This window comes from Rhodococcus chondri, from assembly GCF_036327435.1.
In the GTDB taxonomy this organism is placed as follows: domain Bacteria; phylum Actinomycetota; class Actinomycetes; order Mycobacteriales; family Mycobacteriaceae; genus Rhodococcus; species Rhodococcus chondri.
The window spans coordinates 1-11,337 of the sequence record NZ_JAUZMZ010000148.1; the positions used below are offsets into that span (position 1 = coordinate 1).

Consider the following 11,337-nt stretch of genomic DNA (forward strand, 5'->3'; position numbering starts at 1 on the left):
GCGGGTGGCCGCGACCTCGTGTACCCGGAACATCCTCGCGCCCGCCGCTGCGGCCAATGCTGTCGCTGCCAAGGTGCCCTCCAACCGATCGGCGAGTTCTACCCCCAAAGTCTCGCCCACGAAGTCCTTGTTGCTCAGCGCCATCAGCACCGGCCACCCGGTTTTTACAAGAATGTCCACGTCCCGCAACAAGGCGAGCCCGTGATAGGTGTTCTTTCCGAAATCGTGGGTCGGGTCGATGAGTATCGAGTCGGTCGCGACGCCCACGCGGGCGGCGTTCTCGGCTGCGGCGACCACCTCGGCCGTCACCTCGGCGACGACGTCGGCGTACCGCACGCGGTGCGGTCGCGTGCGGGGAACAGCGCCCCCGGTATGCGAGCAGACGATCCCCGACCTCGTTTCGGCCGCGACTTCGACGAGCCGGGGGTCGGCGCCCGCCCACGTGTCGTTGATCAGGTCTGCGCCCTCGGCGACCGCACGGCGCGCCACCTCACTGCGCCACGTGTCCACGCTGATCAGTACATCCGGATACCGATCGCGGATCGCCGCCACGAACGGCACGACTCGGCGGGTCTCCTCGGCCGCGTCGACGACGTCGCCGGGCCCGGCCTTGACCCCACCGATGTCGACGAGATCCGCGCCTTCGGCGACCGCACGATCCACTGCGGCGAGAGCCGCGTCGTCCGAGAACGTCGCACCGCGGTCGTAGAACGAATCCGGGGTCCGGTTGACGATTGCCATCACCAGCGCGCGGTCCGTCGGGACCGCGCGTCCGCACAGTGTGGGCAGCACAGGGCCCGGGGGCTGCACGGTGTCGCCGCCCGTCCGGCGGAGGTGTTCGGAAACGTCGGGGGCGGAGCCGCTCATGGGCTCCATCCTGACACGCTCAGGCTTTCGGCAATTCACCACGCGTGACCGCGTCGACGTACCCGTCGAAGACGCGGCGGTAGCCTTCCGTGCGGCTCGCCAGGACGTACAGAGTGTCCGAGCCCACGTCCGTGTAGCCCTGCTTGCGCAGATCCACCTTGAGGCTCTTGAAGGTCGTGGTGTGCTCGAGTTCGTCCATCACCCGCACGAACAGGGGCACCGCGTACTCGGGCAGCGCCCTGTGCAGTTCCTCGGCAAGATGCGCACCGTCGAACTCCGCGCTCTCGTGCAGCGTCACGGCCGCCATTCCGGCACGACCGTCGGTGCCGGGGACCTCGACGCCGTAGACGACGGCCTCCGAGATCGCCGGGTGCGAGCCGATCGCACCCTCGACCTGGGTGGTGGCGACGTTCTCGCCCTTCCAGCGGAACGTGTCGCCGAGCCGGTCGACGAACGCCACGTGCATGTAGCCCTGAGAGCGGACGAGGTCGCCGGTGTCGAACCACACGTCGCCGTCGGAGAACGCGTCGCGGACGAGTTTCGCCTCGGTCGCTTCGGGATCGGTGTAGCCGTCGAACGGCGCCCGAGAGGTGATCTTTGCGAGCAGCAGGCCGATCTCACCCCGCTGCACACGGCGTAGGCGCCCGTCGTCGTGCCGGCGTGGCTGTCCGGTCTCGGGGTCGTAGTCGACCACCGCGTACGGCAGGGGACAGATCCCCGCCGTGCGCGGCTGGTTGAGAGCGTTGATGAACGCGATGTTGCATTCGCTCGCGCCGTAGAACTCGGCGACGCGGTCGATGCCGAACCGTTCGGTGAATTCGTCCCAGATCTCGGCGCGCAGTCCGTTGCCGACCATCACGCGGATGCCGTGGTCCCGGTCGTCGGGACGTTCCGGTTGATTGAGGAGGTACCGGCAGATCTCGCCGATGTAGATGAAGGCGGTCGCACCGTTGCGTTCCGCGTCGGACCAGAAGCCGGACGCGGAGAATTTCCGGCCGAGAGCCAGCGTCGCGCCCGCTCCGAGCACCGACGACAGTGCCACCGTCAGCGCGTTGTTGTGGTAGAGCGGCAGGCAACAGTACAGGGTGTCGTCACGGCGCAGCCGGACCCCGAGACTGCCGAGGCCGGACATGGATTTGAGCCACCGGAAATGCGACATGCGACTGGCCTTGGGCAGACCGGTAGTGCCCGAAGTGAAGATGAAATACGCCGTCTCGGTGGCCCGGAGTCGTTCGGTGACAGCGGGATTCGCGGAATCCGCCTGGGTGGCGAGCGTGTCGAGTTCGTCGATGCGCAGCACCGTCTCCGCTTGCGGCGGTCCGTCCAGCGAATCGATGGCCTCTTCGCACTCCTCGTCGACGACGAGTACCCGGCTGTCGAGCAGGGAAAGGCTGTGCGCGAGAACCTCGCCCCGCTGGTTGTGGTTGAGCATGCCGGCCGCCGCACCGAGCTTGACGGTGGCCAGCGCGAGGAGCAGTGCCTCCGGCCGGTTGGACATGAGAATGCCGACGACGTCGCCGACACCCACGCCCTGCGCCGTCAGCACCGCCGCATACCGGTTGACCTGTGCATTCGCGTCGCCGTAGCTGAGGGAGTCGCCCTCGAACCGCAGGAACGGACGGTCCGGTTGCTCTTCGGCGAGCCCCTGGAAGACCGAGCCGATGGTTTCGCGGGCCTGGGGCTTGCGGGTCATTCCGAGCGCGCCGCGCAGCAGGCTGGGGATGTCGGGCAACATCCTCGGCAGTTGCGTGGCCAGACCCAGCAGCGAGACGGTCGACCCGTGCTCGGTGGAGTCGGTACGTTCGGGCGAGTCGGGTGTATTCACAACAGAATCCTCACGGACGGCGTCGGCGGAGTGGTCGGTCGGGTGAATCGCACCGCGCGGAACCTACCGAAGAGCAGACAACGAGCCTGTGGACGGGTGATCCGGTCCTGGGCGCTGCGGTGCGCGACACCGGTCCAGCGCGTCCGCGATATCGTCGGTGACCTGCAGGCCGTCGAGCGCGCGACGAGCCACGAAGCCGGTGTCCACCATCGACTCGAGCCACGCGAGCAATCCCGCATAGTGCCCGCCGGGATCGAGAAGCACAACCGGTTTGTCGTGCATGCCGAGGTATCCCGCGGTCCATGTCTCGAACAACTCCTCCAGGGTGCCGATCCCACCGGGCAACGTGATGAAAGCGTCCGCTCTATCCTCCATGATGCGCTTACGTTCACGCATCGTGTCGGTAACGATCAACTCGTCCGCATCGACGTCCGCGACTTCGCGATGCACGAGCGCTTTGGGAATGACACCGACGGTGTGCGCGCCGGCCGCGCGCGCCGCGTCCGCGATCGCACCCATCATCGACACGTTGCCGCCGCCCGAGATCAACTGCCAACCTCGACGCCCGATTTCGGCTCCCACGTCCGCCGCAAGATCGAGGTAGGGCTGACCTACCGGGCCGGATGCGCAGTACACGCATACGGAGATCGGTCCATCCGGTTGCACACTCACCAGGGTGTCTCCTCGCCGTAGAGTTCGTCCTCGTCCTCGCCGCGATGCGCTTCGACGATGATCCGCACGGCGTCCTCGGCGCTGTCGGCCACCGTCAGCAGGTCGAAGTCCGCCGGAGAGATCTTGCCTTCGCGGACCATCGCGCTACGCAGCCAATCCAGTAGTCCCGACCAGTACTCGGACCCGTACAGCACGATCGGGAACCGGGTGATCTTGCCGGTCTGCACGAGAGTCATCGCCTCGAACAGTTCGTCGAGGGTGCCGAAACCACCCGGCATACAGACGAACGCCTGCGAATACTTCACGAACATCGTCTTGCGCGCGAAGAAGTACCGAAAGTTCAGTCCCAGATCGACCCATTCGTTGAGGGACTGCTCGAACGGCAACTCGATACCCAGTCCGATCGAGAAGCCGCCCGTCTCGCTGGCTCCGCGGTTCGCGGCTTCCATCGCACCCGGTCCACCACCGGTGATCACGGCGTAGCCCGCCTCGGCGAGCGCCGCACCGAGCGCCCGCGCATCCTCGTACTGCGGGTCGTCGAGCGGGGTGCGCGCCGACCCGAATACCGCCACCGCCCTGGGCACCTCGGCGAGGGCGCCGAATCCTTCGACGAACTCGCTCTGGATACGCAGCACTCGCCACGGGTCGGTGTGCACCCAATCGGTGGGGCCACGGCGATCCAGCAGGCGCTGATCCATCGTGGTGCTCTCGAGCGCACGTTCGCCGCGCAACTGCACAGGCCCGCGATGCACCACGTCGTCCCGGGAGCGTCGCCCGTCGTCACCGGCGTGCCGCTTCTCGGAGCCGGATCCGGAGTCGCTGATCATCCGATCACGCTATCGGGTGAGGTATGCGCGGAGCACCGCGGTCACGTCGGTGATCTGCCGGACCTCGACGTGTTCGTCCCGCTTGTGCGCGAGGTTCGGGTCGCCGGGACCGTAATTGACGGCGGGGATGCCGAGCGCCGCGAAACGCGAGACGTCGGTCCAGCCGTACTTGGCGCGGAAGTTGCCGCCGGCCGCGGCGACCAACGACGCCGCGGCCGGATTCGACAGGCCGGGCAACGCCCCCGGCGACATGTCGGTGAGTTCCATGGTGACGTCGAGGCCGTCGAAGACCTCTTTCACGTGTGCGAGTGCCGCATCGGGACTGCGGTCCGGCGCGAACCGGAAGTTCACATCGAGATCGGCCGCGTCGGGCACTACGTTGCCCGCGACCCCTCCGCCGATACGCACCGCCGACAGACCTTCCCGGTAGACGCATCCGTCGATGTCCACCGAGCGGGCTTCGTACCGCGCCAACCGGTCCAGGACGGGAGCGAGCTTGTGGATGGCGTTGTCGCCGAGCCATGAGCGCGCCGAGTGGGCGCGCACTCCCGATGCGGCGATCCGCACGCGCAATGTGCCCTGGCAGCCCGCTTCGATCTGCCCGGCCGTCGGCTCGCCGAGGATCGCCACGTCCGCGTCGAGCCAGTCGCGAAGTTCCGTCTCGATGCGTCCGAGTCCGTTGTAGTGCGCGGCGATCTCCTCGCAGTCGTAGAACACGAGTGTCAGATCGTGCGCGGGGTCGGAGATGGTTGCCGCGAGGTGCAGGAACACCGCGTCGCCGGACTTCATGTCCGCGGTGCCGCAGCCCCACAGCAGGTCGCCGTCACGGCGGGACGGCACGTTGTCCGCGATCGGCACCGTGTCCAGGTGTCCCGCGAGCATCACCCGGCTGCCCAGGCCCCGGTTGGTCCGAGCGAGCACGGCGTTGCCGCTGCGGATCACCTCGAACCCGTCGGTCTGCTCGCGCAGGGCGACCTCGACTGCGTCGGCGATCTGTGATTCGTCCTGGGAGACGCTCGGGATGTCGACCAGCGCGGCGGTCAGGTCGATCGGGTCGGAATGCAGGTTCAGGCGCGGTGCGGGCATACGCAAACGATACGGAACCGGGCGGTTTTCCCAGGATCCCCACGGAGTTTTTCACAGGGCCCACACAGGCTGCCGTGGCGCTCGCGTACTCTTCTCGACCGTGAGTGCACACGGAGCATCAGCAGTAGGCATCGCGAACATCGCGGCAGACGGTACCGTCCTCGACACCTGGTACCCGGCTCCCGAGCTGGGGGATTTCGCGGAAACCGGCACTTCGCGCCTGGGGGGTACCGACATCCCGTCGGATCTGGCTCTGCTCGCCGGCACCGATGAGGCCCGCGACGTGAACCAGGTGGTGGTTCGGACCACGGTGGCCGACCTGTCGAAGCCTCCGGTCGATGCGCACGACGCCTACCTGCGTCTGCACCTGCTGTCGCACCGCCTCGTGCAGCCGCACGGCCTGAACGTCGACGGCATCTTCGGTCTGCTCGCCAACGTGGTGTGGACCAACTACGGCCCGTGCGCCGTCGAAGGCTTCGAGACCGTCCGCTCACGGCTGCGTATTCGCGGCGTCGTGACCGTCTACGGCGTGGACAAGTTCCCGCGCATGGTCGACTACGTGGTGCCGTCGGGTGTGCGCATCGCCGACGCCGACCGGGTCCGTCTGGGCGCACATCTGGCCTCCGGCACCACCGTGATGCACGAGGGCTTCGTCAACTTCAACGCCGGCACGCTCGGCAATTCCATGGTCGAGGGGCGGATCTCCGCGGGTGTCGTCGTCGACGACGGTTCCGACGTGGGCGGTGGGGCCTCCATCATGGGAACCCTTTCCGGCGGCGGCAAGGAGGTCATCTCCATCGGCAAGCGCTGCCTGCTCGGCGCGAACGCCGGTGTCGGTATCTCGCTCGGCGACGACTGCATCGTCGAGGCGGGTCTGTACGTCACCGCCGGTACCAAGGTCACCGGACCCGACGGCACTGTCGTCAAGGCCAAGACCCTCAGCGGTGCCTCGAATCTGATGCTGCGCCGCAACTCGGTGAGCGGCGCCGTCGAGGTCGTGCCCAACAGGGGCAGCGGCGTCGAATTGAACGCTGCCCTGCACGCCAACGACTGACTGCGATTCCCACGTGAGCGACCCCGTGAACACCTCGGCCGACATCGACCATCTCGGTAGCGGCCTCAAGGTTCGTCATCTGACGATGATGGGACTCGGTTCGGCGATCGGGGCGGGGCTGTTCCTCGGCTCCGGCGTCGGTATCCGCGCGGCCGGTCCGGCGGTCATCGTGTCGTACCTGCTCGCCGGCATCATGATCATCTTCGTGATGCGGATGCTCGGCGAGATGGGCGCGGCGCTCCCCGTGAGCGGTTCGTTCTCGCACTACGCCCGCATGGGCATCGGCCGCTGGGCCGGATTCACGATGGGCTGGCTCTACTGGTTCATGTTGATCATGGTGCTCGGTGTCGAGATCACCGGCGCCTCCGCGATCGTCCAGTCCTGGCTGCCCGGCGTACCGCAATGGGTTGTCGCCCTGGTGTTCGTCAGCTTCTTCGCGGTGGTCAACCTGGCCCGGGTCGCGAACTTCGGTGAGTTCGAGTTCTGGTTCGCCGCACTCAAGGTCGCCGTCATCATCGGTTTCCTCGTCATCGGTGTGCTGCTGGTCTTCGGGCTCCTTCCCGGCACCGAGCCCGTGGGCACCACCCATCTCTTCGGCGACGGTGACGGCTTCGCGCCGAACGGGATCGCCGGGATCGCGGCAGGGCTGCTGGCCGTGGCCTTCGCGTTCGGCGGCATCGAGATCGTCACCATCGCCGCCGCCGAATCGAACGACCCCGAACGGTCCATCGCCACGGCCGTCCGCACGGTCGTCTGGCGCATCACCCTGTTCTATCTGGGCTCGATCGCGATCATGGTGCTCGTGCTTCCCTGGACCACCGCCGGTGGCGAGGATTCACCGTTCGTCGCGGTGCTCGACGTCGCCGGCATACCGTACGTCTCCGGATTCATGGAACTCGTGGTCGTGATCGCGCTGCTGTCCGCGTTCAACGCGAACGTGTACGGCACCTCCCGGATGGCGTATTCGCTGGCGCGCGGCGGCGACGGTCCCACATTCCTGAGCAGGCTCACACACCACGGGGTGCCCCGCAATGCCGTGCTGCTGTCGGTGTTCTTCGGTTTCGTCAGTGTTCTGCTGAACTGGGCTCTTCCCGACGCGATTCTGGGCATCCTGCTCAACGCGGTCGGCTCCGCACTGCTGGCCATCTGGATCTTCATCGTGGTGGCACATCTGCGACTGCGGCGCCGGTTCGAACGCGAGGGCAGCCTCAAGATCCGGATGTGGGCTTTCCCCTATCTGAGCTGGGTGACCCTGGCGATGCTGGTGGCCTTCATCGTCCTGATGCTCTCCGATACCGCTGCGCGCCTGCAGCTGGCATCGACCTTCGGTCTGTTCGTCCTGATCACCGCGATCGGTGTGGTGTGGCAGCGACGACACCGCGACGTCAGCGTCGCGTCCGATCCGCAAGCGCGTTGACGAACACCTCGACCAGATCGTCCGGATCGCTCGCGAGGTAGCTCGTGCCCCCGGTCGCGGCAGCGATCTCGGCCAGGGTTTCGGCGTCGGCGTCGTCGGAGATGCCGATGGGAACGATCACCACCGGGCGCGCCGGATCACGCTCAGCGGCAAGGGTGTCGAGCAGGTATTCCTTCGATATGCCGTTGGGATCGTCGTCCCGTCCGTCGGTCAGGAGCACCACGCTGTTGATCGACCGCGGATCGTAGGTGTCCTGCATTTTCCGGAACGCCGCGAGAGTCGTGTCGTACAGCGCGGTTCCGCTGCCCACGAGTTCGCTCGTCGCGTCCGACAGCGACATCAGGATCTCCCGCTGCGTGCGCCCGTCGACGACGGTGTCGAAGCGCCGGATCGGCACGACCTCGACATGGTCCCGGCTCGGTCCGCCCAGGTCTTCCGAGAACGCCCACAGCCCAGCGGCGACACTGTCGGGGAAGAGGCCGTTCGCGGCGACCGCCGCCTGTTCGATGAGGTCGACGCGGGTCTTTCCGTCGGTGCGCGCATGCATGGATTCCGACACGTCCAGCGCGAACAGGGTACGGACCGGCAGAGCCATCATCGTCCACGCTGCGAGAGCCTCCTGTGCGAGTTGCTCGTCCTGCAGGCTCAGCACAGGGATCGGGCCCACTCCCCGACCGTCGGGCAGCGGCTGGCCGGCGGGATCGCGAAACCCGTGCCTCGACAGGACCTCGCGCGCGTCGGCGGTGTGCAACACATCGGCGAGAGCCGTTCCTGCGACCGTGGCTCGTGCGTGACGTTCCGGATCCGGTGCGGTGGCCACCACCGAATAGTCCAGCAGCAGACTGCCGTTGTCGGGGACCGTCACGTCGAGATCCCGTTCCCTGGTGCGGATGTACGACTGCGCCTGCTGCTCGGTGGCGACTCCGAGACTCGCGCTCGACACGATCGCGTCGAGCATCGCCGGTCCGGTCGGGGGCTCGCCGCTACGCGCGCTCTCCTTCTGTGCGAGCGGTGCCATCACCGTCCGGACGGTGCCGACGGCGACAGGGTCGTCGGCCGTCTCGGCGAGCGCCGCCCTGATCGCGGCCGCGGCCGCACCTGTCCGCAGCGGATTGCCGGGATCGAGTCCGCGCAGGGCCAGCGCGGACCTCCAGTTCGGCACGAGCGGACCCCGACCGGGCGCGGCGACGAGCACCACCGGGGATGTGGCCACGGGCACCGAGATCGTCCGTACCGGACCTTTCGCGGTGGCCGCGGCCCGCGGCGCCCACCAGCCGCCCTCGGGGATCCACAGATCCGGTGCCTCGGTTCCCTTGCCGAGCCGCGCGGCGACGTCGCCCGGTTCGTCGGCGGTCACGGTGTAGCGGTAGCACCCGGTGTCGGCTCGTCCGAGCACCTCGGACAGAGCCGGTTCGAGTCCGGGCGCGACGGCGACGGTGTACTCGTCGGTCTCGGCGCACTCCTGCGAGTTCGTCGCGGCGAATGCGGCAACACCGACGGCGACGAGCGCTACGACCAATCCGGCGATTACGTACCGACCCTGCCCCGACCGTCGATGACCGCGTACTGCCTCACCGGATCCGCCCGTCATGCGACCCCTCCCCTGCGGCCTCGGCCGACATAACTATTGTGAACTACGCCACAGGGTATCGATTGGGAATCGAAATTGTTACGACTGGGTACGCATGGCGTTCCTGTCGGTTCCGAGTCCTTCCAGTCGGCGGGCGATCAACGCGGCCTGCAGCTGGCGCAGTCCCGACGGGCGTGTCGGATCGAACCCGGTGAGCTGGGAGACCCGCTTGAGGCGATAGTCGACGGTGTTGGCATGCACGTGCAGCGCACGCGCGGTGAGCTGCCTGCTCAGGTCGTTCGCGATGTGGGTTTCGAGGGTCTCGACGAGTTCGGGAGCGTCGTCCAGCGGCTCGAGCAACCGGGCGAGGTGACGGCGGGCGGGACCCGGCCTGGTCAGCTGGTATTCGAGGGCGAGATTCTGCATGCCGTACGCCCCCACGGGACGGCCGAGCTGACGCACCAGATCGAGCAGTTCGTGAGCCTGTTTCGCGGCGGCCGGTACCTCCGGCACGACAGCGTGGACGAGCGCGACCGTGACCGACACCCCCGCCACCGACTCGATCTTCGTGCGCAGATCCTCCACGGCCTCGGTGCTCACCGAGCCCGGAAGCAGAACCGTACCGCCCTCGGGGCCGAGAAGAGCCAGATGCCGCCCCTCGCAGAGTGATTCGAGCTCACCCTCGGCTCGACGCAGGGTACGGCGTGCCACCACCTCCGGGCGTACGTGCGGGTTCCTCTCGTCGGGATGACGTCCGAGGGCCAGAGCGAGCACCGTGTACCCGTCGGCCAGTTCCAGTCCCGACCGCCGCGCGACGGACTCGGCGTCCTGCCCGCTGAGCAACGCGGCCACCAGTTCCTGCGCGGCGACATCGCGCTCTCGGCGGATGGCTTCGAGCTCGGCGACGAAACCGGTGGTTGCGGCGACGGTGACGCGCTCGAGCAACGCCATCCACAGACGTGACGCGTCGGCAACCGACGCGACGTCGCCTTCCCGGGCCCGTTCCGCGACGAGTTCCCAGCCGAGCCGGATGCCCTCGTGATAGATGCGCAGCATGTACTCGAGCCGGAAGCCGGCGCGCGCCCACTGCGCGGCACTGCTGCGCAGGTCGGCCAGCTCGGCGTCCGAGGGCAGTTCACCCGCGTCGAGCAGGTGGATCGCGATGCGCAGGCATCGCACCGTCACCTCGGTGACGTCACCGCGCAGCGACTCTCCGGGCCTGAGCGAACAGGGCGCCACGTTCTCCGCGAAATGCGCCACGAGCCTGCGCGCTACCGCGGGCAGATCTCGCAGCGGCACCGATGCCGGCTTACCGTCCACCACGAACACGGGCAGATCGCCGGTCGGTCGATCGCTTCCTCGCACGGTCCCGGTTACCCGGATCTGATCCGTCACTGACATGCCTCGAACCCCCATCGAAGTCGTACCTTCACATAGCCTGCGGTAGACAATCCGCCTCGGAGTGTGACACACGCAACCCCTGCCACAGATTTTTCTGAAATTACAGGTAACAGGAAAAAAATCTACTCCCTACCCGTCCGGACTGTGGATCACCCCAAACGCTTCTTCTGCACCTTGCCCATGGCGTTGCGGGGAAGGGTATCGACCACTCTGACCTCCCGTGGACGCTTGTGCACCGACAACTGTTGTGCGACAAGGTCTATCAGTTCGTCTTCGACGATCTCGGGGCCGTCCGGGAACGGTACGACGAACGCGACGATACGCTGCCCGAGATCCTCGTCCGGCAGCCCGACGACCGCCACCTCCCGCACCGCGGGATGCCCGAGCAACACCGTCTCGATCTCGCCGGCGCCGACACGGAATCCGCCCGACTTGATCAGATCGGTGGACTCGCGGCCGACGATGCGATGGAAGCCGTCCGGGTCGATCACCGCCACATCGCCCGTGACGAACCATCCGTCTTCGGTCCACGCCGCCGCTGTCGCATCCGGGCGCCCCAGATAACCGTCGAACAGCATCGGGCCGCGCACCTGGAGGACACCGATGCTCGTGCCGTCG

10 protein-coding genes are annotated in these 11,337 nt (G+C 67.4%); 2 read left to right on the forward strand and 8 right to left on the reverse strand.

The annotated features are described in order from the left end of the window. From folP to dapE, 5 genes are all read right to left on the reverse strand, one after another. The coding region (gene folP / locus Q8814_RS20400) for a dihydropteroate synthase (protein ID WP_330153821.1) at window positions 1-867 on the reverse strand (867 nt) is incomplete at its 3' end. 19 nt (window positions 868-886) lie between these two features. Further along, the gene (locus Q8814_RS20405; protein ID WP_330153822.1) at window positions 887-2,692 is read right to left on the reverse strand and encodes a long-chain-acyl-CoA synthetase; all 1,806 of its coding nucleotides are present in this window, start codon (window positions 2,690-2,692) and stop codon (window positions 887-889) included. Between the two features lie 63 nt (window positions 2,693-2,755). After that, window positions 2,756-3,364, reverse strand: coding sequence for an LOG family protein (locus Q8814_RS20410; RefSeq protein WP_330153823.1), 609 nt, complete (start codon window positions 3,362-3,364; stop codon window positions 2,756-2,758). Then, a complete protein-coding gene (locus tag Q8814_RS20415; RefSeq protein WP_330153824.1) occupies window positions 3,361-4,191 on the reverse strand; it encodes an LOG family protein in 831 nt (276 codons plus the stop codon). Before Q8814_RS20415 ends, Q8814_RS20410 begins: the two co-directional genes overlap by 4 nt. A gap of 9 nt (window positions 4,192-4,200) precedes the next feature. Continuing rightward, window positions 4,201-5,277: a succinyl-diaminopimelate desuccinylase gene (dapE, locus tag Q8814_RS20420; RefSeq protein WP_330153825.1), complete on the reverse strand. Its 1,077-nt coding sequence runs from the start codon at window positions 5,275-5,277 to the stop codon at window positions 4,201-4,203. A 100-nt stretch (window positions 5,278-5,377) separates the two neighbouring features. Between dapE and dapD the strand changes: the two genes are divergently transcribed. Together dapD and Q8814_RS20430 are read left to right on the forward strand one after the other, a co-directional pair. After that, a complete protein-coding gene (gene dapD / locus Q8814_RS20425) occupies window positions 5,378-6,331 on the forward strand; it encodes a 2,3,4,5-tetrahydropyridine-2,6-dicarboxylate N-succinyltransferase (protein ID WP_330153826.1) in 954 nt (317 codons plus the stop codon). Between the two features lie 85 nt (window positions 6,332-6,416). Beyond that, on the forward strand, window positions 6,417-7,748 hold the full coding sequence (locus Q8814_RS20430) for an amino acid permease (RefSeq protein WP_408015952.1): 1,332 nt from the start codon (window positions 6,417-6,419) through the stop codon (window positions 7,746-7,748). On the opposite strand, the gene Q8814_RS20435 is transcribed toward Q8814_RS20430, so the two are convergent. The 3 genes from Q8814_RS20435 to Q8814_RS20445 all read right to left on the reverse strand — a co-directional run. Continuing rightward, complete coding sequence (locus Q8814_RS20435) at window positions 7,717-9,339, reverse strand: substrate-binding domain-containing protein (protein ID WP_330153827.1); 1,623 nt, start codon at window positions 9,337-9,339, stop codon at window positions 7,717-7,719. The two genes, Q8814_RS20430 and Q8814_RS20435, sit on opposite strands and share 32 nt — an antisense overlap. Before the next feature lie 78 nt (window positions 9,340-9,417). Next, window positions 9,418-10,719 (reverse strand): PucR family transcriptional regulator, encoded by a 1,302-nt coding sequence (locus tag Q8814_RS20440; protein ID WP_330153828.1) that lies wholly within the window; start codon window positions 10,717-10,719, stop codon window positions 9,418-9,420. A 149-nt stretch (window positions 10,720-10,868) separates the two neighbouring features. Next, the coding region (locus Q8814_RS20445; RefSeq protein ID WP_408015951.1) for an AMP-binding enzyme at window positions 10,869-11,337 on the reverse strand (469 nt) is incomplete at its 5' end.

What these genes read in the sequence shown, in the direction of transcription:
- Q8814_RS20415 (WP_330153824.1), bottom strand. Translation starts at nt 4,191, where the DNA reads ATGATCAGCGACTCCGGATCCGGCTCCGAGAAGCGGCACGCCGGTGAC.
- dapE (WP_330153825.1), bottom strand. Translation starts at nt 5,277, where the DNA reads ATGCCCGCACCGCGCCTGAACCTGCATTCCGACCCGATCGACCTGACC.
- Q8814_RS20430 (WP_408015952.1), top strand. Translation starts at nt 6,417, where the DNA reads ATGATGGGACTCGGTTCGGCGATCGGGGCGGGGCTGTTCCTCGGCTCC.
- Q8814_RS20435 (WP_330153827.1), bottom strand. Translation starts at nt 9,339, where the DNA reads ATGACGGGCGGATCCGGTGAGGCAGTACGCGGTCATCGACGGTCGGGG.
- Q8814_RS20440 (WP_330153828.1), bottom strand. Translation starts at nt 10,719, where the DNA reads ATGTCAGTGACGGATCAGATCCGGGTAACCGGGACCGTGCGAGGAAGC.